This is a genomic window from Pseudomonas prosekii (assembly GCF_900105155.1).
Taxonomy (GTDB): domain Bacteria; phylum Pseudomonadota; class Gammaproteobacteria; order Pseudomonadales; family Pseudomonadaceae; genus Aquipseudomonas; species Aquipseudomonas prosekii.
In genome coordinates this window covers 1,232,090-1,256,982 of record NZ_LT629762.1, presented here as the reverse complement: position 1 = coordinate 1,256,982, position 24,893 = coordinate 1,232,090, and the positions used below count along the sequence as shown (strand labels likewise).

The 24,893-nt window shown below is 57.6% G+C and carries 26 protein-coding genes, 1 tRNA gene and 3 pseudogenes; 13 read left to right on the top strand and 17 right to left on the bottom strand.

The window, feature by feature from the left end; all coding sequences use genetic code 11:
- Nucleotides 1-76 precede the first annotated feature (76 nt).
- The 6 genes from BLU01_RS05825 to BLU01_RS05800 all read left to right on the top strand — a co-directional run bounded on the left by BLU01_RS05825 (nucleotide 77) and on the right by BLU01_RS05800 (nucleotide 4,291).
- Nucleotides 77-991, top strand: coding sequence for a LysR substrate-binding domain-containing protein (locus BLU01_RS05825; RefSeq protein ID WP_092281481.1), 915 nt, complete (start codon nucleotides 77-79; stop codon nucleotides 989-991).
- Nucleotides 992-1,511: 520 nt separating this feature from the next.
- The gene (locus BLU01_RS05820) at nucleotides 1,512-2,249 is read left to right on the top strand and encodes a PA3715 family protein (protein WP_092271945.1); all 738 of its coding nucleotides are present in this window, start codon (nucleotides 1,512-1,514) and stop codon (nucleotides 2,247-2,249) included.
- A 45-nt stretch (nucleotides 2,250-2,294) separates the two neighbouring features.
- Entirely contained in the window at nucleotides 2,295-2,735 is a 441-nt protein-coding gene (gene fos / locus BLU01_RS05815; RefSeq protein ID WP_092271942.1) for a fosfomycin resistance glutathione transferase, read from the top strand.
- A gap of 39 nt (nucleotides 2,736-2,774) precedes the next feature.
- Nucleotides 2,775-3,413 carry a LysE family translocator gene (locus tag BLU01_RS05810; protein WP_092271939.1) on the top strand — a complete coding sequence of 213 codons (639 nt, stop codon included), beginning with the start codon at nucleotides 2,775-2,777 and terminating at the stop codon, nucleotides 3,411-3,413.
- A gap of 140 nt (nucleotides 3,414-3,553) precedes the next feature.
- Nucleotides 3,554-3,712 (top strand): KGG domain-containing protein, encoded by a 159-nt coding sequence (locus BLU01_RS05805; RefSeq protein WP_010462447.1) that lies wholly within the window; start codon nucleotides 3,554-3,556, stop codon nucleotides 3,710-3,712.
- Between the two features lie 75 nt (nucleotides 3,713-3,787).
- Complete coding sequence (locus BLU01_RS05800; protein WP_092271936.1) at nucleotides 3,788-4,291, top strand: DUF4142 domain-containing protein; 504 nt, start codon at nucleotides 3,788-3,790, stop codon at nucleotides 4,289-4,291.
- Between the two features lie 69 nt (nucleotides 4,292-4,360).
- Here BLU01_RS05800 and BLU01_RS05795 read toward each other — a convergent pair.
- Nucleotides 4,361-4,621, bottom strand: a pseudogene (locus BLU01_RS05795) (low affinity iron permease family protein); the annotation flags it as partial.
- Between the two features lie 166 nt (nucleotides 4,622-4,787).
- Between BLU01_RS05795 and tam the strand changes: the two are divergent.
- Nucleotides 4,788-5,558 (top strand): trans-aconitate 2-methyltransferase, encoded by a 771-nt coding sequence (gene tam / locus BLU01_RS05790; protein WP_092271933.1) that lies wholly within the window; start codon nucleotides 4,788-4,790, stop codon nucleotides 5,556-5,558.
- 156 nt (nucleotides 5,559-5,714) lie between these two features.
- Here tam and BLU01_RS05785 read toward each other — a convergent pair whose 3' ends face one another.
- On the bottom strand, nucleotides 5,715-6,443 hold the full coding sequence (locus tag BLU01_RS05785; RefSeq protein WP_092271930.1) for a class I SAM-dependent methyltransferase: 729 nt from the start codon (nucleotides 6,441-6,443) through the stop codon (nucleotides 5,715-5,717).
- A gap of 494 nt (nucleotides 6,444-6,937) precedes the next feature.
- Between BLU01_RS05785 and BLU01_RS05780 the strand changes: the two genes are divergently transcribed.
- The gene (locus tag BLU01_RS05780) at nucleotides 6,938-8,203 is read left to right on the top strand and encodes an APC family permease (protein ID WP_092281479.1); all 1,266 of its coding nucleotides are present in this window, start codon (nucleotides 6,938-6,940) and stop codon (nucleotides 8,201-8,203) included.
- A 204-nt stretch (nucleotides 8,204-8,407) separates the two neighbouring features.
- On the opposite strand, the gene BLU01_RS05775 is transcribed toward BLU01_RS05780, so the two are convergent.
- From BLU01_RS05775 to BLU01_RS05760, 4 genes are all read right to left on the bottom strand, one after another.
- Nucleotides 8,408-9,082, bottom strand: a complete 675-nt coding sequence (locus BLU01_RS05775; RefSeq protein ID WP_092271927.1) for an HAD family hydrolase — start codon at nucleotides 9,080-9,082, stop codon at nucleotides 8,408-8,410.
- Nucleotides 9,083-9,168: 86 nt separating this feature from the next.
- Entirely contained in the window at nucleotides 9,169-9,351 is a 183-nt protein-coding gene (locus tag BLU01_RS05770; RefSeq protein ID WP_092271924.1) for a hypothetical protein, read from the bottom strand.
- Between the two features lie 381 nt (nucleotides 9,352-9,732).
- Nucleotides 9,733-10,320, bottom strand: coding sequence for an NADPH-dependent F420 reductase (locus BLU01_RS05765; RefSeq protein ID WP_092271921.1), 588 nt, complete (start codon nucleotides 10,318-10,320; stop codon nucleotides 9,733-9,735).
- 42 nt (nucleotides 10,321-10,362) lie between these two features.
- The gene (locus BLU01_RS05760; RefSeq protein WP_092271918.1) at nucleotides 10,363-10,971 is read right to left on the bottom strand and encodes an FMN-dependent NADH-azoreductase; all 609 of its coding nucleotides are present in this window, start codon (nucleotides 10,969-10,971) and stop codon (nucleotides 10,363-10,365) included.
- Between the two features lie 109 nt (nucleotides 10,972-11,080).
- Here BLU01_RS05760 and BLU01_RS05755 point away from each other — a divergent pair, with 109 nt between their 5' ends.
- Entirely contained in the window at nucleotides 11,081-11,992 is a 912-nt protein-coding gene (locus BLU01_RS05755) for a LysR family transcriptional regulator (protein ID WP_231987132.1), read from the top strand.
- A gap of 194 nt (nucleotides 11,993-12,186) precedes the next feature.
- Here the strand turns inward: BLU01_RS05755 and BLU01_RS05745 are convergent, their stop codons facing one another.
- Both BLU01_RS05745 and BLU01_RS05735 read right to left on the bottom strand, forming a co-directional pair.
- The gene (locus BLU01_RS05745) at nucleotides 12,187-12,684 is read right to left on the bottom strand and encodes a short chain dehydrogenase (protein ID WP_092271912.1); all 498 of its coding nucleotides are present in this window, start codon (nucleotides 12,682-12,684) and stop codon (nucleotides 12,187-12,189) included.
- A 601-nt stretch (nucleotides 12,685-13,285) separates the two neighbouring features.
- The gene (locus BLU01_RS05735; RefSeq protein ID WP_092271909.1) at nucleotides 13,286-13,978 is read right to left on the bottom strand and encodes a DUF421 domain-containing protein; all 693 of its coding nucleotides are present in this window, start codon (nucleotides 13,976-13,978) and stop codon (nucleotides 13,286-13,288) included.
- Nucleotides 13,979-14,395: 417 nt separating this feature from the next.
- Between BLU01_RS05735 and BLU01_RS27935 the strand changes: the two are divergent.
- Together BLU01_RS27935 and BLU01_RS05730 are read left to right on the top strand one after the other, a co-directional pair.
- Nucleotides 14,396-14,640 (top strand): annotated as a pseudogene (locus tag BLU01_RS27935) (phenylalanine--tRNA ligase beta subunit-related protein); the annotation flags it as partial.
- 135 nt (nucleotides 14,641-14,775) lie between these two features.
- Nucleotides 14,776-15,051, top strand: a complete 276-nt coding sequence (locus BLU01_RS05730; protein ID WP_157720143.1) for a hypothetical protein — start codon at nucleotides 14,776-14,778, stop codon at nucleotides 15,049-15,051.
- Nucleotides 15,052-15,107: 56 nt separating this feature from the next.
- Here BLU01_RS05730 and BLU01_RS05725 read toward each other — a convergent pair.
- The 5 genes from BLU01_RS05725 to BLU01_RS05705 all read right to left on the bottom strand — a co-directional run bounded on the left by BLU01_RS05725 (nucleotide 15,108) and on the right by BLU01_RS05705 (nucleotide 19,105).
- A tRNA-Gly gene (locus BLU01_RS05725) sits at nucleotides 15,108-15,181 on the bottom strand.
- A 276-nt stretch (nucleotides 15,182-15,457) separates the two neighbouring features.
- On the bottom strand, nucleotides 15,458-16,342 hold the full coding sequence (locus BLU01_RS05720) for an alpha/beta fold hydrolase (protein ID WP_092271903.1): 885 nt from the start codon (nucleotides 16,340-16,342) through the stop codon (nucleotides 15,458-15,460).
- 311 nt (nucleotides 16,343-16,653) lie between these two features.
- Nucleotides 16,654-17,346 (bottom strand): pseudouridine synthase, encoded by a 693-nt coding sequence (locus BLU01_RS05715; RefSeq protein WP_092271900.1) that lies wholly within the window; start codon nucleotides 17,344-17,346, stop codon nucleotides 16,654-16,656.
- A 34-nt stretch (nucleotides 17,347-17,380) separates the two neighbouring features.
- Nucleotides 17,381-17,599 (bottom strand): cysteine-rich CWC family protein, encoded by a 219-nt coding sequence (locus tag BLU01_RS05710; RefSeq protein ID WP_092271897.1) that lies wholly within the window; start codon nucleotides 17,597-17,599, stop codon nucleotides 17,381-17,383.
- Between the two features lie 18 nt (nucleotides 17,600-17,617).
- Nucleotides 17,618-19,105: a sensor domain-containing diguanylate cyclase gene (locus BLU01_RS05705; protein WP_092271894.1), complete on the bottom strand. Its 1,488-nt coding sequence runs from the start codon at nucleotides 19,103-19,105 to the stop codon at nucleotides 17,618-17,620.
- Between the two features lie 265 nt (nucleotides 19,106-19,370).
- Between BLU01_RS05705 and BLU01_RS05700 the strand changes: the two genes are divergently transcribed.
- The gene (locus BLU01_RS05700; RefSeq protein ID WP_092271891.1) at nucleotides 19,371-19,805 is read left to right on the top strand and encodes a hypothetical protein; all 435 of its coding nucleotides are present in this window, start codon (nucleotides 19,371-19,373) and stop codon (nucleotides 19,803-19,805) included.
- A 54-nt stretch (nucleotides 19,806-19,859) separates the two neighbouring features.
- Here the strand turns inward: BLU01_RS05700 and BLU01_RS05695 are convergent, their stop codons facing one another.
- Entirely contained in the window at nucleotides 19,860-20,972 is a 1,113-nt protein-coding gene (locus BLU01_RS05695) for an enoyl-CoA hydratase/isomerase family protein (protein ID WP_092271888.1), read from the bottom strand.
- Between the two features lie 132 nt (nucleotides 20,973-21,104).
- Between BLU01_RS05695 and ung the strand changes: the two genes are divergently transcribed.
- Nucleotides 21,105-21,797, top strand: a complete 693-nt coding sequence (gene ung, locus BLU01_RS05690; RefSeq protein WP_092281477.1) for a uracil-DNA glycosylase — start codon at nucleotides 21,105-21,107, stop codon at nucleotides 21,795-21,797.
- An 87-nt stretch (nucleotides 21,798-21,884) separates the two neighbouring features.
- Here the strand turns inward: ung and BLU01_RS05685 are convergent, their stop codons facing one another.
- From BLU01_RS05685 to BLU01_RS05675, 3 genes and pseudogenes are all read right to left on the bottom strand, one after another.
- Nucleotides 21,885-22,922, bottom strand: a complete 1,038-nt coding sequence (locus tag BLU01_RS05685) for an AbrB family transcriptional regulator (RefSeq protein WP_092271885.1) — start codon at nucleotides 22,920-22,922, stop codon at nucleotides 21,885-21,887.
- Nucleotides 22,915-24,427: pseudogene (locus tag BLU01_RS05680) on the bottom strand (tripartite tricarboxylate transporter permease). Before BLU01_RS05680 ends, BLU01_RS05685 begins: the two are co-directional and overlap by 8 nt.
- 1 nt (nucleotide 24,428) lies before the next feature.
- The gene (locus BLU01_RS05675; protein ID WP_092271882.1) at nucleotides 24,429-24,887 is read right to left on the bottom strand and encodes a tripartite tricarboxylate transporter TctB family protein; all 459 of its coding nucleotides are present in this window, start codon (nucleotides 24,885-24,887) and stop codon (nucleotides 24,429-24,431) included.
- Nucleotides 24,888-24,893: the final 6 nt, after the last annotated feature.

Here is a 24,893-nt window from a genome sequence, read left to right as displayed (position 1 = left end):
TCAATACTCCAACAGGTTTCGCTGGACTCTAAGGTATTCGTCGCGCAGATTTAAATTCCAAATACCTATGCGGAACATGCATCAGATGAATGATCTGCGACGTATCGACCTCAACTTGTTGGTCATCCTCGACGCCTTGCTCAGCGAGCAGCACGTCACCCGCGCCGCCGAGCGCCTGCACCTCAGCCAACCGGCGGTCAGCCATGCACTGGCGCGGTTGCGCGATCAGCTCGGCGATCCGCTGCTGGTGCGCGCTGGTGCCAGCCTGGTGCCGACGCCGCGGGCGCTGGAATTGATGGTGCCGCTGGCCGAAGCGCTGGCGCAGGTGCAATCGCTGCTGTCGCCGAACACCTTCGATCCGGCCATCGCCAAACGCACTTTTCGCCTGGCGATGTCCGATTACGGCGCCGCCATTGTCTTGCCGACGCTGATCCGCACCTTGCGCCGCGAAGCGCCGGGCATCGACCTGCAAATCAGCCACGCTAGCCGCGAAGGCATGCTCGACGCGGTGCTCAACGGCGACATTGATGTCGCGTTGGGAGTGTTTCCGGAATTGCCCAACGAACTGCGCAGCGCGCCGTTGTTCGAAGAGCATTACGCCTGCCTGATCGACCGCAACAGCCTGCCCGCCGACGGCACGCTCGACCTGCCGACCTACCTCGCGCGGCCCCACGTCCTGCTGGAAATGCGCGGCAGCGGCACCCCGGAAATCGAACGCGCCCTGACCGCGTTGCGCGAACGCCGCCGCGTCGCCATCGGCCTGCCGCACTGGAGCGTCGCGCCGGCGTTCATCGCGGGCACCGACCTGATCCTCACCGTCGCATCACGCGCACTGCGCGGGATTGATGAACATTCACTGACCATCGTCCCGCCGCCGTTCGAAATTGCGCCGTTTACCTTTGTGCTGGTCTGGCACAAACGGCGCGGCGGCGATCAGGCCTTGAATTGGTTGAATGGGCGGATAGAAGAAGCTGCAGGCATCGCCCATTAACCTGAAGCGAAAACCCCCAGCGCGCCATGCATGCCATCGCTTCATGTAGCAGCTGGCGAAGCCTGCGTTCGGCTGCGCAGCAGGCATAAAACCTGAGCACGCGAGCCGCCTGAATCACCGCGTCGTCTGAATTCACGACTGCTGCGCAGCCGAACGCAGCCTTCGGCAGCTGCTACAGGTTGCGTTGTGACAGGCCTTTGGTGGCTGAGCTTCATCGTCCGGGTGTAGGTGACATAAGCGGCGGAGCATCGCTTCATGTAGCAGCTGGCGAAGCCTGCGTCCGACTGCGCAGCAGGCGTAAAACCTGAGCACGCGAGCCGCCTGAATCACCGCGTCGTCTGAATTCACGACTGCTGCGCAGCCGAACGCAGCCTTCGGCAGCTGCTACAGGTTGTGGCTGTCGGGCGTCAGCGTGCGGTTTGGTTCTGCTGTCGCAACAATTTGTTGAGCCCACGCCCGCCAACGAGGATAGTGCGCGGCAGAATCTGGCTGATTTTTTGAAACACATAAGGAACAGGGAATGACATTGAAGTCTGGATTGATCGGATGTGCAGCGCTGTGCGGTTTGGCGATGACGACGCAGGCGTTCGCCGCGTGTGAGAAACCGCTGCTGTATGGGGATTTTGTTCATTCGGTGTGCAAGGAATGGCCGGCGTATCCAGGGCAGACGATTACCGCGACGTCGCAATTCGAGTCGGGTTTTTCGGCAAGTGATTCCGGCCCGGACGGCAAATACGATCTCGACCTCGCTGTGCTGTCGGCGGCCAACGCCAAGCCGCTGGCGACGTATCACCAGTCCGCCGCGTTCGTCTCCGATGCGTTCAGATTGGACAACCTGGAACTCGACACCGCGCGCTACAAACTCACCCCGGACCTGCGCGCCTTCGGTCTGCGCGTCAACTTCAAAGGCTCATCCGGCCCCAACCCGATGGACGAATCGTGGCTCTCGCTCTACGTAAAAGAGGGCAACACATTGCGTCCGGTGCTCGAACGTCTGGTGATGTACGTCTACAGCGGCGAGTGGGATACGCGTTGCGCCGGAGAACGCGCCAACACGGTCAGAACCATCGAAATCGGCAAAACCAGTTCTCACGGTTATGCGGATTTGATCGTTAAATCGGTGACCACCAGCATGGTCGGCGAGGGCGAAGGAGATGCTTGCGAAGTGAAGTCGACCACCGGAAAACCTGTGCTGACGACGTTGCGATACGACGGTAAACGTTATGGGTTGCCGGATGGTTTCAAGGGCGTTCAATAACAACGGGATTCGACAGACCCGAAGCACTCAAAGGTTACTGACCCCATGCTCACCGGCCTCAACCACCTGACCCTCGCCGTCACTGACCTGAACCGCAGCGTGGTGTTTTATCGCGACTTGCTGCAGTTGCGTCTGGACGCAACGTGGGACGTCGGCGCTTACCTCTCGCTGCCCGGCGTGTGGTTGTGCCTGTCTCTCGACCCGCTGCGCAACCCGGCGCCAGCCGCCGACTACACGCATTACGCCTTCAGCATCGGCACAGCGGACTTCGCGGTGTTTGTTGAACGCCTGCGCGCGGCCGGCGTGCAGGAGTGGCGCGACAACCGCAGTGAGGGCGCGTCGTTTTATTTTCTCGACCCGGACGGGCACAAACTCGAAGCGCATGTCGGGGATCTGGCGTCGCGATTGGCGGCCTGTCGGCAACGACCGTATGCGGGCATGCAGTTTGTCGGTGATCGACACGTCGAGCCGAAAAACCTGCGATAGACTGGCGACCACTCGTCCGCGCTTGAACAAGGATTTCCCATGACCCCATCGCTGCTAATGGCCGTGCTCGCTTCCGGCTTCATCTATGGCATCACCCCCGGGCCGGGTGTGTTGGCGGTGTTCGGGATTGGCGCGGCGCGCGGTCGGCGTGCCGGGGCGGGGTTTCTGTGCGGGCATTTGCTCGGTGATGTGATCTGGTGCAGCACCGCGCTGATCGCGATTGTCGGTGCGCGGGAAATCGGCAGCACCGCGTTTGACGTGCTCGGCGTGCTCAGCGGCTTGTACCTGTTCTGGCTCGGATTGCGCGCGATCCGCACTCAACGCGCCAGCGCTGACCAGCCGCAGGGCGCGGCGCGGCAGCCGTTCTGGCACGGCATTATCTTCGGCCTGACCAACCCGAAAGCCTACCCGGTGGCTGTCGCAACGTTCACCGCGCTGTTGTCGAGCCGCGCCGAATTGCTCGAATGGTCGATGCTGCCATGGTTGATCTTCCTCAGCTTCATCGGCGGTTTGCTGGCCTACGCGATCCTGATTGGCATCGTCGGCGCGCGGCGGGTGCGCTCGATGTATCAACGCCATGAACTGCTGATCACACGCCTGTGCGGCGTGATGTTCATCGGCTTCGCCGTCAACGCCCTCGCGCATGCATTGCCCGGTTTGGTGACCAACAAGGCGTGAATAACCCACGGTTTGATCGCGCGATGTTCGTCACCGTTCGTCGCATCAAGCGGAGTTTTTTCTAAACCTTTGCCCGGTTTGGAATTCTCATCCTATGCGGGCTTTTGCTCGCCGCGATCAACACCAAGAGGAAGAGAATCATGCCTAACTCAAGAAACTCGAACTCGGGAAACTTTGCCAACGATCGAACCAAGGCGTCTGAAGCCGGTCGCAAAGGTGGGAAAACTACCACCACGACTGTCGACAAAGACCCTGCAAAACCCGATATGGGACGCAAAGGTGGCCAGAAATCCAAGTAGTGGGTGAAGGTAGTTTTGATTGAGAGGCGGGAGCGTAAGCTCCCGTTTGAATTTTTTCAGAAGGAGGGCGCGACCATGAGCCGGATGGCCACCCGTTTATGCAATGCCAGTTTTGCCACTTTACTGGGCCTGTGTGCCAGCAGTGCGTTTGCCCAGTCGCCAGCCGACTTCATCAACGATGCATCCGCCAAAGGCATGGCCGACATCGAAGCCAGCCGCCTGGCGCACCAGAAAACCGAATCCAAAGAGGTCAAGGATTACACGATCGTTGTGATCAACGACCGCACCACGGCCAACCAGCATCTGGCGAAAATCGCCAAGAAGCTCGACCTGCCCGTCGCCCCGCGCGAGGAAGTGGTCGACAAAGCCAAGGAGCTGATGCCGGAAGTCAAAGACGGCACGACCTTCGATCAGGCCTACGTCGCCAGCCAGGTGGAAACCACCCAGGAAGCCATCTCGCAGATCGAGCAGGAAGCGCAAAACACTGACGTTCCTGAGATCAAGGCGTTTGCCGAGGAAACCCTGCCGAAACTGCAAAATCATCTGCACATGGCCAAATCGCTGCAGGCCAGCCGCTGATTTTTTTGGGCAAGGATCGGCGATAAACCCTAGGCGCTGCGGGTGACCGAAGTCACCCGCGAAGCTTGGTCAGCATTGATCAAATCGCGATTTTGGCTGACCGCCACTTGGCGGAACATCCATGGCGATGGTCTCGCTTTCGCCGATCCTGCGATATTGCTTCCTCAGCGCTTCCAACTGCTTCAAGTCCAGCGCCTCGAGCCCGAGCATCGCGTTTTGCGCATCTTTCGTTACACGCAGCAGCTCATCGATCTTCAAATGCAAAATATCGGTATCACGGTTCTGCGTGTTCTGAATCAGGAACACCATCAGAAACGTGACAGAGCGAGTTTCTGCGAGATCTTTGCGAATTTCATTGCCGTGTTCCTTATAGGGATGCGCCTGAGATTGAGACAGTGGCGGTGGCTCGAAAATTCTGTTTATTGCCTGCAAGGCGGTATGGTAGCGAACCGGTCGCCGGGCTCAGCCTGGGACGACTTTTCGACAGGAGAACGCAATGAGTTGGTCCGCCAAACAGTACGTCGCTTTTGAAGATGAACGCACCCGCCCGGCCCGCGATTTGCTCGCGGCGATCCCGGCCGTGGCGGCGCGTTCGGTGATTGATATCGGCTGCGGTCCCGGCAATTCCACGGAATTGTTGGTTGAGCGTTTCGCCGATGCCGCGGTGCGTGGCGTGGACAGTTCCAGCGACATGATCGACGCCGCTAGCAAGCGCTTGCCATCGTTGCAATTCGACACGGTGGATATCGGCACCTGGAGCGAGCGCGGCCCGTTTGATGTGATTTTCGCCAACGCGGTGTTGCAGTGGTTGCCTGATCACGCGGCGTTGTTGCCTTCGCTGGTTGGCAAACTGAGCGAGGGCGGAAGCCTGGCGATTCAGATGCCCGACACCCTCGAGCAACCCTCCCATCGTTTAATGCGCGAAGTCGCGACCAGCGGACCGTGGGCCAGCAAGTTGGCGGACGCCGCCGGGCAGCGGACGGAAATTGCCAGCGCCAGCGACTATTACTCGATGCTGCGACCGCACTGCGCGCGCGTCGATGTGTGGCGCACGACTTATCATCATCCGTTGGCGGACGGGGCGTCGGGCGTGGTGGAGTGGTTCAAGGGCAGTGGCTTGCGGCCGTTTCTCGAGCCGCTGGATGCGGGCGAGCGAGCGGAATATTTGCAGCGTTATCTGGCGGCAATCGAACAGGCTTATCCGGCGTTGGAGGATGGTTCTGTGCTACTGCCGTTTCCACGGTTGTTCATCGTCGCGACCCGTTAACAGCCAATCGAGTTATCAGATCGAACTGCGCAAACTGTAGGTGTGAGCCTGCTCGCGAAAGCGGGGTGTCAGCCAACATCTTATTGACTGACATGACGCCATCGCGAGCAGGCTCACTCCTACAGGGATTTTGGTGGTTTTAATCGGCCGTCGATTTCAGCGCTCGACGGCCACCAACATCATCATCGGCCGTTCAAGCTCTTCTGCCAGCGCCGGTTGTGCCGCCACTTGCGCATCGCTCGGCCCCCATTCATTGACATGCCGAATCGTGAACCCCGCTGCGATCAACGTGTTCAGCAACGTTCCGACCGTGCGGTGTTGCTTGATCACACCTTCCGCCAGCCAATTCGTCACGCGCTCACCTTCGAGCTGGTAGCTGTCCAGCGGCCAGCGCTTGCGACCTTCGCTATCAATCAACCAACCCGGATTGCGCGGCGCCATGAAAATCGGATGTTCGATGGAAAATACAAACCGTGAGCCAGGCTTCAACGCCGCATAAACCTTGGCGAAAAGTCCCGCAAGATCCTTGATGTAATGCAGCGCCAGCGAACTGTAGGCCAAATCAAAACTGCCCTCGGCCAAATCGAGGTGCTCAAGGTCGGCGCGGGCGTATTGAATGTTGACGGCGGATGTTGTGTTGCGCGCCTGCTCCAGCATCTTCTCCGACACATCGAGACCGAGCACGCGGTGCGCTCCTTGCTCACTGGCCCACCGACTGAACCAGCCATAACCGCAGCCAAGATCGACAACTTTCAGACCTTGCATCGGCGGCAACAAGGATTGCAGCGCCGGCCATTCCGGCGCTGCATCCAAACCACCCAGCGAACGGCCCATCTGGCTGTAACCCTGGAAAAACTCCGGATCGTCGTAAATGTTTTGCGTCATGTTTGCGTTGCTCTGTTGAGTTCGTCACGGGCCGCACCGAGTGTGCGGCCGATTGGTTTCCCTCGAAGAGTGATGGCGCGTATTCGTCGATGGCCGCGCAGGAGGAGGGTAGTTGCAGATGGTCCGCATGCTAATGCGGCGGGCGCGAAGTGCAAACAAGAGGTGCGTTATAGAAATGTAAGCAGCGTTTCGGAGGCGGTCGTTGATGTCTCACAAATCCCCTGAATCTGACGCTAAACCTGTGGCGAGCGAGCTTGCTCGCGTTGGGCTGCGCAGCGGCCTCAAAACAGAGATCGCTGCGCAATCCAGCGCGAGCAAGCTCCCTTCACTTTGGCAAGATATGTGAACTTTAGTGAGACGCGAATTTCCATTGCTTGAGAGTGAAGCCGCCTAGCTTTCAGCCCGATAATCGGCTCTCGCAACAGCAAGCCAGGAAGTTGAACGTGAAGACCTTGACCCCCAAGACCTCCCTGCGCCGCGCCGTTACAGGCCCGATGCTTTTTCTGTTTATTCTCGGCGATGTTCTCGGGGCGGGCGTTTATGCTCTTGCCGGGACAATTGCGGGGGAGGTAGGTGGCGCGATATGGGTGCCTCTGCTCATCGCTCTGTTTTTCGCGATGCTGACTGCCGGTTCCTACGCAGAGTTGGTGACAAAATATCCCCACGCGGGCGCCGCTTCGGTTTTCGCAGAGAAGGCGTTCCGGTCTCCGCTCATTTCTTTTCTGGTCGGCTTTTGCATGCTGTCCGCAGCTGTCACGAGCGCGGCGGGTTTATCGCTGGCGTTTGCGGGTGATTACCTGGCGGCGTTCATCCATGTGCCGCCTCACATCGCGGCGCTGCTGTTCCTTGTCGTTATCGCGCTCCTGAATGCAAGGGGGATTAAAGAGTCCTTGGGAGCCAACCTCGTGATGACAGTCATTGAGCTGTCAGGTCTTCTATTGGTCGTTGTTGCCGCTGCTTGGTATTTCAGTACAGGCGAAGCGGATTTGGGTCGCAGCCTGGAATTCAAGCCGGGGATCAGCCCGATGTTAGCGGTTTTGGGTGCCGCGTTGATCGCGTTCTATTCCTTCGTAGGATTCGAAACATCCGCCAATCTCGCGGAAGAAATTCGAGACGTTCGAAATGTTTACCCGCGCGCATTATTTGCCGCATTGCTAACCGCCGGAGTCGTCTACATGGCCGTCGGCGTCGCGGCATCTTCCGTACTGCCCATGGAAAAACTTGTGGCAACCTCGGCTCCTCTTCTTGAAGTGGTTCGGGCGTCAGGTTTAAACATTCCGCCTCGCGTCTTCGCCTTCATTGCACTGATCGCGGTAGCCAACGGCGCGCTGTTAACCATGATAATGGCGAGTCGCCTCACTTATGGCATGGCCTGTCTAGGGCTTTTGCCGAACGCCTTGAGCAAGGTGCTGCCTCAGCGACGCACCCCCTGGGTCGCGGTCATCGCCACCACCCTTGTAGCAATCGCACTCACATTGACGGGAACGCTCGCTACATTGGCCGAAACCGTCGTCCTGCTCCTGCTGTTTGTATTTCTCAGCACTAATTTGTCCGTGTTAATCCTGCGCCGTGACGAGGTGGCGGAAGATCACTTTCGAGTGCCTACGTGGGTTCCGGTACTTGCTATCGTCTCTTGCCTGGTCCTGCTCAGTCAGCAAAGTCTGGAAACATGGATGCGGGGAGGGGTCTTGATCCTGATAGGCATGCTGCTTTTTGTCTGTTCAAGAGTGGCAATGCCGGCGCCAGTGGAGCCTAGCTAGTCTTGTAAGCGCTTTCCCTGTCTATCGCAGCGTGAAACTTGTCGGAGTTAAAGGAGTGCCGGCTGGGCGCAGTTGTATCGGGTGAATGCAATGCCTCGGATCGTCGATTTTGAGGAACACTGGAACACCACCCGATCAATCGTCTGGCATGGCTGCATGCGTGAACGTCGCCGCGAGCGGGGAGCACACCAACTTACAGATTGCTCACGGACGGGAAGCAACCTCGTCCAGGTGCCGCCGCAGTGCCAGTGGATCCTCGTAGACGCGGAGTGCACCAGCACGTTCAAGCTCTCCTGTGTCGTAACCACCAGAAAGCAGCCCTATACCGGTGGCCTTACAGCGGCGTGCGGCAAGCATGTCCCAGATGGCGTCGCCGATCACCAGGCAATTTTCGATGGGTACATTGAGTTTGCTTGCAGCGGCGAGGAAAAGGTCTGGATCGGGCTTGCCATACTTCACGTCATCACGGGTGATGAGATTGACCTTCGAGATATCCAAGCCCAATGCCTTCAGATTTATTGCTGCAGTATCCATCCCACCGCTGGTCGCAATACACCACTTGAGCTGCTCGCGGTTCAAGGTATCGAGAAGCTCGACAGCGCCAGGGAGAGCGGTTATCTGGCCTTGCAGATCCTTGTAGGCTTTATCATGTTTATCGCTGAGCCTTTTGGCCTGGTCGGGTGTGATTTTCAGGCCGGTCTCACGGGCTAACATCTTGAGCATCAGCCCGCCGCTCATACCGATCTTTCTGTGAATTCGCCACATGGCCAATGGAATGTCTTCGGAATCCAATGCTGTCTTCCACGCAAAGACATTCTGGTAAACGCTATCAGTCAACGTGCCATCCAGATCGAATATGAATGAGGTTTGCTGGCGCATGCGTGTTATCCCCCCAAAAAATTAAAGTGCAAGCAGTAGAAGCCTTATTGAAATGCCCATGGCGCCTATATCAGACGAAAACCTGGCTAGTCCTTGAGTCTCTCGAGGTCGCCTGGGCCAGGTTCTACTCGTGATTCGTCACCGAGAAATTGATCGTCCCTCACCACCCGTTCGTCATCTGTTAAGCCTGTAGCTGGCAGGTCTGAGTCGACAACAGAGTCCTTCTCGTCTTTACGTTTTACTGGTGAAACCAAGTTTTTGTCAGGCATTGCATCTCTCCTTGCGTTCGAAATTTAAAGCGCTCAATTTTCGAAAGCATGTGCCCTGACTCGTTCAGTCTTTCGCGAATCATTGGGAGCGTGGAACGTCAGAATCGAGCGCCCGGTCTCTTGATACTCGTCTCGAAAGGAAAAATGATTCGCGACCAAGTGATTTTTGTTTGAGTACAAACGGGCGCTTAAAGGGCCTTTTTTAAATCACGCCGAAAACAGCCATTCGCGCGAAGCACATCCACTAATAGCGGCTTGAAGAATCGGTTACCCTGGCGAGCGCCGAGCCTCTCTATCTGGCAACAATCCCCTTGAATACTTCGTGCAAAGTAAGATCTCAAAGGATATTTGATCCGCCTCACGCGTAATGCTGCACATCGATTATTGATACTTGACGATATTTTGAAGGATGAGCGGGCCACCCAGTTCCAGCAGTTTGCCGCCATCAGCAATAGTGCCAAGCGAAATCGGGGCAAAGCCCAACTGATCCACCAGTTGGGTAACGATGTTGTTGGCTTCCTGATCCCGGCTCCACATAAACATCACTTGGCGCCCTCCATCTCGCGCAGGATCTTTGGCTAACAGTGCCGCAGGGAGTTGATTGAAGGTTTTCACTACTCTTGCGCCGACAAAAGCGCTTGCCACGACGTCAGTGGAAGCGCGGTCGCCAAGTTCCTGAGGCGGCACGCCATAAGTGTTCATGGCATCGATGACGATCCTGTTCTTCCAGTTCGCGAATTGCTGGCCAATCTCTCGATGAGCGCCGAAAGGAATGGCGAGAATGACGATCTCTGCTTCGAGGGCCTGTTCAAGAGGCTGCGCAGTCACGGTGTTGCCCAACTCATTGATGAGCGGCGCGAGGCTGATCGGATCTCGGGTGTTGGCGATTGCGACGGGAAAGCCATTACGGGCGAATTGGCGGGCGAGGGCGGTGCCCACCTTGCCGGAACCGATGATGGAGTAAGTCATGCTCAAATCCTCTATTGCGGGAAAAGGAAGTGCGGGTTGTGATCAGCCGGCAATGGCAGCGATATCTTTGAAAGCTTTAGCGATGGCGGCATCCTTGACCTGTGCATTGATAGCCAAGCCCTCAGCACGAATAACCTTTGTATCGCTGATACCCAAGAACCCCAGCAATCCGATCAGGTAGGTCTCTTGATGTTCCAAAGGCGCCGCAGGACTCCCTGAGGAATACACGCCACCGCGAGATGACGCGATGTAGGCCTGTTTGTTTTTCAACAGGCCTTCGGGGCCTTTGTCGGTGTAGTGGAAGGTTTTGCCGACCAACGAGATTCGGTCGATCCACGCTTTAAGCGGAGTAGGGATCGTGAGGTTGTACATGGGCGTGCCGATGACGACGACATGCGATTCGAGCAGTTCTTGCAGATATGCAGTGCCTTTGTAGAGATCTTCCGTGAGCATTGCATCGTCACTCCCGGCACCCTGCCATGCGGCCAGATGCTTAGCACAAAGGTGCATGGCTGGGTCGAGCGCGAGATCCCGGTAGATCACCTGGCTGTCAGGATGTAGTGCTTTCAAGCGATCAACAATGTTCGAGGACAAATGGCGGCTGACTGAAGCGGCACCGAGAATGCTGGAGTCGAGATGGAGAATTTGCATGGTGAAGTCACCTTTATCGTGTGGATTGAACGTCACGAGAACGATGAGCTTTCGGCTTGCATCTGAATAGACGGTATATTGAGATGTAAAGTATCTGTCGGTGAGATGGATGGAGATTGAAATGCTTGATGGCGTATCGCTTGATCAGCTGCGAACTTTTATCGCTGCGGTGGATGAAGGCAGTTTCTCGGCAGCAGCTAGAAAGCTCAACCGGGTTCAATCAGCCGTCAGTGGTTGGGTCGGTAGCCTGGAGGATCAGATTGGCGTCGTACTGTTTGACCGTTCCGGGCGATTCCCCAAACTGACGCCTCAAGGCGCACTATTGCTCACGGATGCGCGCAACATCGTCTCTGGAGTGGATACGTTGAAGGCACGGGCCAAACTCATGGCATCCGGGCTTGAGCCAGAGCTGTCGGTGGTGGTGGACGTGTTTTTCCCCACCTCCGCGATTACCGCAGTGGTCAAAGAGTTCGCCGAGCGTTTCCCGCTGACTCGATTGAAAATGTTTGTCGAAGGACTGGGCGCCGGCTACCTACCGATATTGGATGGCCGTTGCAGTCTGGGCATTTTGGCCTCGCTGCCAATGAACTTTCCCTCCTTATCCAGCGAGCGCATTGGTGAGTTTTCACTGGTGATGGTGGCCGCCGCTGATCATCCGCTGTCCAGCCTGACGGGCAAGTTATCCAAGCGTGAACTGGCAAAGCACATCCAACTGGTGCTGACAGACCGTTCAGAAATGCTGGGGGGACAAGATTATGGCGTGATATCGCCATTGACGTGGCGCTTGGCCGATCTATCGACCAAGTACGCCTTCCTGAAAGACGGCGTCGGCTGGGGCAGCATGCCGTTGCATATGATCAAACAAGATTTGGCGGCAGGCACTTTAGTGATGCTTGATGTCGAGAGCATCCCCAGAGAGGGGGTGAAGATCGATATTTCTGCTGTTCACTCGACCAGCACGTTGCCTGGGCCGGCAGGGCGTTGGTTAATTGATCGCATCAAGATCAGCCCGCACAATTAGTATCAGCTGCCAACCTGGGTCGAGCTGCCATGAGCGCTCGACAAGACGCTGAAGCATGTCTTCTTCCAATGATGGATTTGAACATCGCCAGAGCTGCCCTTTGACAACAGAACAACGACCGCCAGGTGTCACTGTATGCAGTCCTCACCTCCGATTTTTCAGAGGACGCTTCTATGAGAACTCACGAAGGTCGACTACCTCAGCTTTCGGGTAGGAAGGCGTTTAGCTTGTTTGACTCCAAACAGTATCCCCAGTATCAGCGCTGCGCCCGCCGCCAAGAGTATTGGATAGGGATGTTTGCCTGACATCCAGACGCCCTCAGTTCCGTGTTGATCGCTTGGTGAAGTAGGGCGATGTCCCGATGACGATGGATTACGACTGATCGGAATGTTAGAGGGATCAATCTCTGCTTCGTAGGGCATTTCGTTTAAAGGTAAACGCGCACCGTCTGCGAGAATCAGTGTGAGATCTTGGACAATGCCGGCGATTCGATTGGGGAATACTGGCTCACCAGTGGGGTCAAGCTCATCGTAATAAAACTGCTGTCCTTCCAGCCAACCTATGGCCGTCATCAATTCGGGGCCAAGGTAATATTTCCCGTCGAGGAAGAAGCCTGGGAAATGTCGTGTGCGTTCGAAACTTTCCACGATGTAACGCTCGCCCGCCTTCATACCGGTTGCTGGGTCAATCATGATGAAGTCCTCAGATTCGCGGGTGTTGCGATAGAGGATGGGGGCTGGCGTAACGTTCCATCGAGATGACTGAAAGGCTGAATGGAAAGACGGCGACGGTCGGTAAGCCGATAAATCGAACACTCGAAATGCGAACTTTCTGCGATACCAGCCACTCCCGAATGCCGCCACTTAGAAGCATGAAAGGAGCAGTTTTGAGAGATGTGTGGGAGATACGAAGTAGAGCCCACCCGGATGATCTTGCATAGGCACAGTTGCATCTGTCTCGATGAGAAGCAGCCCGTCGTTGAAAACCCGCCAAGTTGTATCTCCCGACTTCAGGCCGGTAAACGATTTGTCATCCCAATCTGTGTAGCCTTGCTTGAGAGTTGCGAGGCCCAAGCTATGAAGATTGTGGAAAATCTCGTCACGGCGCTGAGACGCCTCATGCACCGCATGACTCTCGGTAGGCTGCGGTAAAAATGCGCACTCAAGGCGGGGGGCGTATGAATTGCTCAAATCCCTTTACCACCGAGCTTATGAATACCTTCATCTTTGCTTCCTCGAAGTGCTGGCGCCTGTCTATTTGACTGATGCCGAGTGGGATCATTTCCAGCAACCATCACCTACAGCGTTGAGTGCTCAGCGCCGTTGACCAGATATCATGATCGCACCGCGAGCAGCGTGCTTGTTGCCCTGCCTGAATAGATTGTGCAAAGCCACAACTCACGCAGCAATAAAGTCCCGTGGCGGGCACTTTTATGAACTCCGCACGATGCTCTAAAGGTAGGACTGACATACCAGGTCGAACGTCTTCTTGATCGTAAAAATAAAGACTGATGTCGCCATCTGTTTCCATAAGCGCCAATCTAACTTGGCCCAAGTGCTCAACGCCCCGTTGTCGAAGCTCCATCAATATTTCACTTGATGAAATATTCAGCTTCTCCAAAGATTTAGGTTCATACAAGCCGTTGCGTATGACGGTTACAGGAAGACCATCTATCCATGCTTCAAATTTCTTGCTTTTTGTCATGATCAAAACGGTCATGCGATAGAGCAGCAACAGTGTGAGGAAAACGACTGCGACAGGCAACAGTGGTACGTCATGGTAGAAAGACACGTCTCCGGCAGCGGAGCCCAATGTCAAAATCACGACCAACTCAAAAAGTGAGAGCTGTCTTATCCCGCGTCGGCCACTTGATTTTAAAAATAAGAAAACGGCAAGAAAGGCAAAAGTTGCCCGAAACCCTACCTCTAGCAAAAATGATATTGGAAACTCATCTATCAACATCCGTTGAATATCAAAGGGAGACATCATCACCTCTTTTTGTTGTTTTTCAGACAATCATTGAATTGTGCGCGTGCTGCCCGTCTTTGTCGTTACATCCTGTGACCAGCTCCACAGCGGCGATGAGCACAGGCTAGTCGTGGAATGTAAAGCTTTAATAGATGAACCTTAGCTTCGATTCACCAAAGAATGGTGAGCCAGTTTGCCTAATCCGTTACTCAGTGGAAGGCTTAGTCGCGCAGGCGCGGAATCAGCATCTGTTGATGCTCCTCCCTTCGCTGACGCGGATTTTATAATCCCGGTAAGGTGGGTAAGGGTCCGACCTGCGGGCAGTTGCATTACTCCTTGCATAGCTTTATCACCTCTTGAAGGGATTACTGTTCAGTTGCGCGAGAGCAGCTTGATGGCTGCCGCGCCATAAACTACCGCGAGCGCTCCCTCTATCTGCGCAAGCGGGTTCTGCGTGACCGAAGTTTTGCCAGTATCGAGCCTGTGGTCGACCTGTATAACGCGATCAGCATTGAGTACGCGATACCGGTAGGTGGCGAGAACGCGGCAGCGTACGTCGCTCCCCTCGCTTTGTAGTCGCCGACGGTACCGAAGTGTTTGACACTACAAAGGGTGGCGCGCCGGCCCTCGAGTCTCCTGAGCCTGGCGAGGTCGTCTGGCGGGATGATGAAGGGGGCACTCTTCTCTACGGATTCTTTTTTTTGCGCAAAAAAAAGCCCGCGATGGGGGGCGGGCCGGGAATCACTAAAAGAGCTGACATAACCGTACACCTGCAAATGTGAAATTATCGTGACGGGTATAGCACGGTTGGTTCGGTGGAAAAATCAAATAGCGTTGCTGGAATGGTCATCTGCAAGTGGCAAAGTCTGGTGGTAGTAGATCGAGTTGTTGAACTGGGGGGGGCTGAGAAGTACGGCATCTTTAAAGATCCGATCATTATCCCTCTGGCGGCAGAGAGATTCTGGTTCTATCACCTATCGCCGCTAGCGGACTTTGGGTTAGCCAAGTTTGACAAAGCGCAGAATCGATTACGCACCGGTCTTTTGGCTTGTGGTGACAACGGGGGAGGGGGAGGGGCAAACTGGTTTTGAGTTGCTTGGCGGTAGTAGCAATATTGGCTAGAAGGCCCGGAATTGCTGCGGCTGATTGGAGCGGGTAGAGGGAATCGAACCCTCAACTAAAGCTTGGGAAGCTTTCGTTTTGCCACTAAACTATACCCGCTTGGTCGAGCTCTTTACGCACCTGGGGCAAGGGCCGATTAAGAACCCTCGTTATCAGCTTGGGAAGCTGGAGTAATGCCATTATACGACACCCGCTCAGAGCGGCTGACTTTGTACCAGATGTGCGCGCGGAAGTGAAATTTTTCTTTGTGCTTGATGGCTTTAGCTCGGCTGACACACCGTGAAACCGAGGGACGGCCATTCGCGGGCAAGCCTTGCTCCTACGGGGTGGTGGTGACCCGGGGGGAGCGCAGAGCTTGCTCGCGATGACGCGGTTTCAGATTGCCAGCGCATGGTGCTCCTGAACAAATTGGTAGCGCGGTCGGCTGGCGGGTTGCGCCGGTTTCAGGAAGCCCAGCAAGGCGTTCTGGCTGTCTCGGCAGGCGGCTTTGTGTTCCATGTCGAGGAAGTGCCCGGTCGCTTGCAGGGTGCTGAACGTTGCGTGTTGCACGTGGTTGGCGAAGAGCCGGGCGCCGTCGGCGGCGGTGTATTCGTCCCATTCGCCGTTCATGAACAGCACCGGCACGTTGATTTTTTCCGCAGCCTTGAGGAAGCACTGGCGATCGCTGTGCAGCAGGTCGCTGATGTGGAAGTGCATCTGCCCGTATTCGTGCGCGGCCAGGTTGCTCACATGGCGATAGTTGAAACGCTTGAACAGTGACGGCAGGTGTTTGCCGATGGTGCTGTTAACCAGGTTGCCGACGCGGTCGCCGTCGCGGCTGCCGAGGTAGTCGACACCGCGTTCCAAGTAGTCGCGCATCGGCTCGTTGATCTCCGGCGAGAACGAGCTGATCACCGCTTTTTCGATGCGTCGCGGCCGTTGGGCGAGGGCGACGAGGGTCGCGGCGCCGCCCCAGGAAAACGACAACACGTGCTCGGCGGCAAAGTGGTCGATCAGCTCCAGCAGAATCTGTCCTTCGACCTCTTTTGTCAGCAATTTCTCATGGCGGTTGTGGGCTTTGGACTTGCCCGCGTAGGGCTGGTCGTAGCAAACCACGTTGAACTGCGGGTGAAGGTTTTTCACGGTCTGAGCAAACGACGCAGTCGTGGCCATCGAGCCGTTGACCAGAATAATGGTCTTCTCTGCGGCGTCTGCGCGATAGAACTCCGTGTAAACCCGGTACTGCCCCTGAATATCCAGCACAGCGATTTCTGGCCTCATGTCGTAAGACTCCTGGCAAGCGGGTATGCGCGCAAATGAGATTGCACGAGCTTTGTGACAGGTAGGCATACGCCTGGAATTTGCAGGCCCATGTCGATCCGGTAAGGCAGGTCGACGGGTATTGTTATTGGCGGGCAGTCTGCCGGGGAACAGCGGAACCTGAGGGTTCTCTACCGGCAAAAAGTTTCTTAGAAGTATGTTGTGACTCGTCGGTCACATTTCGGCCGACGACCTGATTCAAGCAGGGGCGACGCGGTCACGCAAGTGGCATCGGTAAATTGTTCGACAACTTCTGCTGAGCGGTCGCCTGCTTAGATCAAATGGATCTCTTCGGTGCGCAGTGCGCGATACTCGCCCGGTTTTAGCGCGTTATCGAGCAGCAGCGGGCCCATGCTTTCGCGGTGCAGGCGCAGCACCTTGTTGTCGAAATGGCCGAACATGCGCTTCACCTGATGGTAACGACCCTCGACGATGCTCAACCGCGCCGACTTCGGTCCGAGCAGCACCAATTCGGCAGGTTGCGTGGTCAGGTCCTCGAACGCGAAGTACAGCCCTTGGTTGAAGGTGACTGCATACTCCGGGCCGATTTCCTGTTCGGTTTCGACGTAATAGACCTTCGGCAGTTTGGTCTGCGGCTGAGTCAGGCGCCGCGACCAACTGCCATCGTTGGTAATGATCATCAGGCCGGTGGTATTGAAATCCAGGCGCCCGGCGATGTGCAGGTCGTCCTTGTGCGGTTCGTCGATCAGGTCGAGCACCGTCGGATGGTGTGGATCGCGTGTGGCGCTGACGCAGCCGGGCGGTTTGTTGAGCATGAAGTAGCGCGCCGGTTTGCCGATTTGCAGCACGTCGTCATCGACTTCGACGCGGCTGAACTCCAGCACGTCGGCGTGCGGGTCGCTGACGACTTTTCCGTCAACGCGCACGCGTTTTTCCACCAGCAACAGACGAACCTGCTGACGGTTGAAACGCGGCAAGTTGCTGAGGAAACGGTCTACACGCATCGGTTAAAAATCGGACAGAAAAGGGGCGGGCATCTTACGTGATCGGCCGCGCGGCTGCTTGCAGCTGCGCCTCGACTTGCGCGCAACGCGGGCACAGACAGGAAATATCGCGCAGCTGCGCCGGCAACGCTTCGAGGACTGCCGGATCGATGCTTACGCCGTAACACCAGCAGGGGCGATCGGCGGTTCTTGGGTCGGCCAGGCTGCAGTCGTTGGGCGCGCCGCAGGCCGGGCAGTGATCAGGTTTGTTCATTGAGTCATTGTTCAAAAGTCATTCATAAACCGAGTGGGGCATTTCCACGCAGGTGCGGTTGCGCCCGGCCTGTTTGGCGCGGTACATCGCATGATCGGCCCGGGACAGCAGCGTGTGCAAGGTTTCATCCGGCTGCAACGTCGTCAAACCGATGCTGACCGTCAGACGCAGGTCGTCACCGTTGTAGGCATAACGCTGATCCTGCACATGTTGACGAATTTTCTCGGCAATTTTCTGACCGGTCTCACCGTCGGTATCCTTCAACAGCACGATGAATTCCTCGCCGCCCCAGCGACAGACGATGTCGGACTGGCGCAGGCAACTCTGCAAGTCGCGGGCGAAGCCGATCAACACCTGATCGCCGGCGAGGTGACCATAGGTGTCGTTCAATGCCTTGAAATGGTCGAGGTCGAGCAACATCGCGGTCAGCGGTTTCGGCTCGCGTTCGGCTTCGTGCATGGCTTGCGCGGCCAACAGGTCGAAGCCACGGCGGTTGGGCAATTCGGTCAGGCTGTCGAGGGTTGCCTGGGCCTGGATCTTGCCTTGATAGCGGCTGACCACGCGGTTGAGCAGGACCAGCACCACCAGCGTCACGAGCAGGCAGATCAGCAGGTTGAGGTACAGCGACTGGCGGATTTCACTCAGCGCGCCGTCCTCGCGCTTATCGACGAACAGGTACCAGTTCAGCTCGGGGATAAACCGCACGTTGAGAAAATGACCCTGGCCGTGCACGGAATATTCGTAGCTGCCGCTGTGCGGTTTCGGCAATTGGCTGACCAGGCCCTTCATACTTTCGAGTTCGCCCAGGCTCTGCCCGGCGCGTGCACCTTGCGGGCCTCCCTCGGCGCCGGTCAGCACCAGTCGGCCGAAGGTGTCGACGAAGTAAACGCTGCGTTGATAACGCTGCTGATACTTGTCGATCAACTTGATCACCGCATCCACCGTCAACCCGACGCCCGCCGCGCCGATGAAGCGGTTGCTGTAGTCATAGACTTTGTAATTGATGAAAAACGTCAGGTTGTCCTTGTTCGCCAAGTCCGGGTCGACGTTGATTTCGTAGGGCTCGGCCATGTCGCGCACGCGGAAATACCAGGCGTCGCGCGGCTCATCGGCGCGGATCTGCTTGAGCACGCCTTTGGCGTGGTAATAGGTCAGGCTGCTATTGGAGACGAAAAACGCCGTGTAGGCGCCGTAATGGGTCATGACCTCGTTGAGGTAACGGGTCATTTGCTCGGGATTGTGCTCGCCGTTGACCACCCAATCGCGCATGAACGTGTCGCGCGACATCATCGAAGAAATAAGGATCGGTCTGACAAGGTCTTTCTGGATTTCCGAATAAACGGTGTCGGACGTCAGCGGCAATTCGGTGTTGACGATGTTGTCGCGAATCGACGCTCGCGAGGCGTAGTAACTCAGAAACGAGGTGGCGAGGAACCCGGCCCCGAGCAAGGCAATCAGCGTCAGGACCAACGAACGTTGGGAATACAGCGGCGAGCGAAGCGGCATGGGCGGTTCCGTTGGCAATGACCCGATGGCAAGCATTCTAGTGGCATGGCGCGCAAATAACTGCGCAATAACGCGTGGCTATTTGCCCCTCCAACGCGCTGTATTCATGCCGAGAATGAAAAACCTTTCATCGGCGACATGTTTCAACGTGTTTCAACAGCGCACCAGATTCTGAAATCGATGTCTGATCTTTCGACAGTCGCCAACAATTGACTGTTGCCTGCCAGCGTCGCTGGTTTGGTCACTCGCGGTCCAGGAGGCCGCCATGTATCACCGAATTTTTCTGCTGGTCGTGTTGAGTTTTTCCCTTGGCGCATGTGTTCCCTATTCCTACGGAGAAGGAGGCAGCTACTACAGTTCTCAGGTCTACTCATCCCCCGCACCGGCTTATTACTCGGGCGGTGGCAGCTATTACGCGGCTCCACGCTATTACCAACCAGCACCGCGTTACTATCAGCCGGCTCCGCGTTACTACTCGGCGCCGCGTTATTACCAGGCGCAACCGCGCCATTACCAAGCGCCACCGCGCTATTACCAGTCGCAGAACCGTGGCTGGCAAGGACATGATCGAGGTGGCTGGGATGGCCGCCACCGGGGCAACTGGGACAACGACCGGCGCGGCGGCGGCAGAGATCATCGCGGCGGACGCGGTGACCACGACGGCCGGGACGGTCGCGGTGGCCGAGGCAATCACCGTTAATCGACGGATACAAAAAAGCGGCGCATCAAGCGCCGCTTTTTTTTGCGTGGATTTTCAGTAATCAGTCAAATCCGCCAGCGGATGCCGCCCCTCCCACACCTTGTGAAAGTGCGCCTCTACCACCGCATCCGGCACGTTGTTGATGTCCGGCCAATGCCAATGCGGCTTTTGATCCTTGTCGATCAACCGCGCGCGCACGCCTTCGCTGAATTCCGGGTGACGGCAGCAATTGAGGCTCAGCGTGTATTCCATCTGAAAAACCTCGGCCAGCGACAAGTGCCGCGCGCGGACGATTTGTTCCCAGACCAGATGAGCGGTCACCGGCGAGCCCTCGCTCATGGTTTTCGCGGCGCGGCTGAGCAGTGGATCACTGGTATCGCGCAACGCAGTGATGGCTTTCCAGGCACAGCGCACATCGCTGACATCCAGCAATTCGTCGATCTGCACGCGGCGCGGCAACCATTGCGCTTCAGGCATCTGCGCCGTGGCTTCCTGCTGCAAGGCTTTGAACAGACTGTTGAGTTGCATCGCGGTCTGTTCCTGCCAATTTAACTGCAGTAAACCTTCGATCAGCTCTTCTTGCTGCTCGTCGAGCAGGAAGCGGTCGGCGAGGTCGAGATCGATGGCGTCCCGCGCATTCATGTGCGCGCCGGTCAAACCGAGGAACAACCCGAGCTTGCCCGGCAGCCGCGACAGGAACCAACTGGCGCCGACGTCCGGGTACAAACCGATGCTGATTTCCGGCATCGCCAAACGGCTGCTCGGCGTGACAATCCGCGTGCTCGCGCCTTGCAAAAGGCCCATGCCGCCGCCGAGCACGTAACCGTGGCCCCAGCAGATCAGTGGTTTTGGGTAAGTGTGCAGTTTGAAGTCGAGGCGGTATTCCGCGGCAAAGAATTGCGCGGCCAGTGGCGGCACTTCGCCGGGGTGGTTGCGGCAAGCTTCGACCAGGCTGCGCACCTCGCCGCCAGCGCAGAAGGCTTTGGCGCCATTGCCGCGCAGCAGGACGCAGACGATTTGCGGCTCTTTGGCCCACGCGTCGAGTTGATCGCGCAGGGCGTTGATCATCGGCAGGGACAGGGCGTTCAACGACTTTTCGGCATCCAGGCTGGCGATGCCGATGCGCGCGCCGTCGGTGCCGGTGAGTTCTTCGAAGTGCAGATTCATCGTGACCTCGATCGGGAATTTGAGCGTTCAGTATGATCGCTGCGCAGGAAAATGCCGGATGTGCGTCAGATCAATTGACAAGCCTGCCCAGCTTTCCTAGGGTTCGCCCCATTGATTTTGCCGGGTATGACCATGACTGCTGACGACCGTATCAAACTCGAACCGAGCTGGAAGGAGGCACTGCGTGCTGAGTTCGACCAGCCTTACATGGCAGAGTTGCGCGCTTTCCTGCAACAGGAACGCGCGGCGGGCAAGGAGATCTACCCGCCGGGGCCGATGATTTTCAACGCGCTCAACTCGACGCCGCTGGACAAGGTAAAAGTCGTGATCCTCGGCCAGGACCCTTACCACGGCCCGGGTCAGGCGCATGGTTTGTGTTTTTCGGTGCAACCGGGCGTGCCGGCGCCGCCGTCGCTGGTGAACATCTATAAAGAGTTGAAACGCGACCTCAACATCGACATCCCGAACCACGGTTATTTGCAGAGTTGGGCCGATCAGGGCGTGTTGATGCTCAACACCACCATGACCGTCGAGCGCGCCAACGCCAACGCGCACAAGGATAAAGGCTGGCAGTTTTTCACTGATCGGATCATTGAAGTGGTCAGCGCACATCAACCGCATCTGGTGTTCATGCTGTGGGGCGCGCATGCCCAGAGCAAACAGAAGCTGATCGATGCGACCAAGCACTTGGTGCTGACCTCGGTGCATCCGTCGCCGCTGTCGGCGTACCGCGGGTTTCTGGGATGTGGACATTTCAGCCGGACCAACAAATTTCTCGAGCAGAATGGCGAAACGCCGATTGAGTGGCGCTTGCCGCCGGTCTAAAAGCTTCGCGGGCAAGCCTCGCTCCTACAGGTCCTGCACAGATCCTGTAGGAGCGAGGCTTGCCCGCGAAGAAGGCACCTCGGTCTATCAGACTGACTCCGGCAACCGATTCCAATACCTGAACAACGGCTCCGCCAGAAACAGTACGAACAGCAATCGCATCACCTGCATCGCCGTCACCAGCGGCACCGAGAGTTGCAGGGTTTCTGCGGTCAGGCTCATCTCGGCAATCCCGCCGGGCATCATGCCCAGCGTCAGCGAACGCAAATCCAGGTGCGTCAACGCGCTCAATCCCAATGCCGCCGCTGTAGCGATCAACATGGTCAACACCGTGCCGATCAACGTGCGGCCCATAAACGACGGCGCGCGCCGGAAAAACTGTCGATTGAAGTGACAACCCAGGCCGCTGCCGATCAGCCATTGGCCGATCTGGCTGCCGCCGTCCGGCAAACTGATGTGCAAATCCCAACCGATGCTCACCGCCGCACTCACTAGCAACGGCCCGAACAGCCACGGATTGGGTTGCCGTAAACGCTGCCAGGCCCAGGCGAGCAGTGCGCCCGCCGGGAATAGAATTGCCAGCCATTGCCAATCGACGGTGCCGGCGTGGGAGATCGGTGTGCCGTCGCCGAGCAAATATTTGAACGCTGCCGGCACACACAACACCACCACCAACACCCGCAAACTTTGCCCCGCCGCGACCCGGCTGAGCACCGCGCCGTTGCGCGCGCCGAGGTTGACCATCTCGCCGGAGCCGCCGGGCATGCTGGAAAAAAACGCCGTGGCGCGGTCCTCGCCGGTACGCCGCATCAACCAGACCCCGACCACGCTGGACAGGCTGGTGACCAACGCGCCGAAGAAAATCAGACCGAAGTGGCTCAACACCTGCTCCATCACCACGGGGGTGAAGTGCAGGCCGATGCCGATGCCGACGATCCACTGGCCGCACTTGCGTCCGCCAGGGATTTCCGCCAATTGCCACGGCGTCAGGCAGCGCACGAGGATAATCGCCAGCAACGAGCCGACCATCCACGGCAACGGCCAGCCGATCTGGCTGGCGAGGTAACCGCCGAGCAGACCGACCAGCGGTGTTCCCCACCAGGTTTTGAAGGGTCGATCAGACATCGGCGAGGGCGCGCCGCGCGACCGAACGTTTGCGCCAGATCCGCACCATCGGCATCAGCAGCATCAGCGCGGTCAGCACCCAGACGCCGAAGGTGATCGGGCTCGACCAGAGGATTTCCAGCGCACCGTTGGAAATCGACAGCGCACGACGCAGGTTCTGCTCCATCAGACCGCCGAGGATGAAGCCGAGCAAAACCGGCGACAACGGGAAGTCCAGTTTGCGCAGGATGTAACCGAAGATGCCGATGCCGACCATCAGGAACAGGTCGAACGTGGTCGCGTGCACCGCGTACACGCCGATCCCGGTAATGATCGCGATCACCGGCACCAGCGCCCAGTTCGGCACGGCGAGGATGCGGGTGAAGATACGGATCATCGGAATGTTGAGGATCACCAGCATGATGTTGGCGATGAACAGCGACGCAATCAGGCCCCAGACGATGTCCGGTTGTTGCTGAAACAGCAGCGGGCCGGGCGTGATGTTGTACAGCGACAGCGCGCCGATCATTACCGCCGTGGTGCCCGAACCCGGCACGCCGAGGGTCAGCATCGGCACCAATGCACCGCAGGCCGAAGCGCCGATTGCGGTTTCCGGTGCGGCGAGGCCGCGCATGTCACCTTGGCCGAACGTGCCTTTGGCCCCGGCGATGCGCTTTTCGGTCATGTACGCGACGGCGCTGGCGAGGGTCGCGCCGGCACCCGGCAACACGCCCATGATGAACCCGAGCAAGCCGCAACGGATGTTCACCACGAACACCGAAGACGCTTCCTTGAAGTTGAACATCATGCGCCCGGTGGCTTTGACCGCTTCCTGGCCGCGGTGGGTTTTCCAGCAGCAACAGAATTTCGCTGATCGAGAACAGCCCCAACACCAGCACGACGAACTGAATGCCGTCGGTCAAATGGATGTTGTCGCCGGTAAAACGGTAAACGCCGCTGTTGGCATCGATGCCGACGGTCGACAGAAACAGCCCGATCAGCGCCGCAATAAAGGTCTTCAGCGGTCGATCCCCGGCCATGCCGCCGAGGCAGACAATCGCGAACACCATCAACACAAAGTATTCCGCCGGGCCGAAAGCTATCGCCCATTTCGCCAGCAGCGGGGCGAACAGCACCATGCCGCAGGTCGCAATAAACGCGCCGATGAACGAGCTCCACGCCGACAGCGACAACGCCACGCCGGCCAAGCCTTTGCGGGCCATCGGGTAACCGTCGAGGGTGGTCATGACGGTCGATGCTTCGCCGGGAATGTTGAGCAGAATCGAGCTGATCCGCCCGCCGTATTCGCAGCCCAGGTACACCGCCGCCAACAGGATCAACGCCGATTCCGGCGGCAAACCCAACGCGAACGCAATCGGGATCAGCAACGCCACGCCGTTGATCGGTCCCAGGCCCGGCAACAGGCCGACGACGGTGCCGATCAGCGTGCCGCACAGCGCGGTTACCAGGTTGTACGGGCTCAGCGCGACGCCGAAACCCTGGCCCAAATAGCCAAACGTATCCATATCAGTTCTCCAGAACGTCGAGCAGCCCGAGGGGCAGCGGCACGTCCATCAACTTGTCGAACAGCAAGTAGAGGCCAACGCCCATCAGCGTGGTGACGACGATGCTGGGCAGCCAGCGCCCGCCGTACAGGCGCGCCATCGGGATACCGATCAAGACGCTGCTGAGGATGAAACCCAAAGGTTCGAACAACCCGGCGAAGATCAGCAGCAGCACGATGCAGATGCCGATTTTGTTCAGGGTCTGGCGGTCGAGTTGCGGGTCGTCATCGCTGTGCACGATTGGGGTTGGGCGAAACAGCATGTAGAGCAGACCGAGGCCCATCAGGCCCAGCATCAACAGTGGAAACGCCCGGGGTCCTACAGGTTCGTAGGAGAAAGCCGCTTGATACGGCCACGCCATCAGCGCCAGACCGGCGCAAGCCGCCAGCAGCACCGCAGCAAAAATGCGTTGTAAGAGCATGCAAAA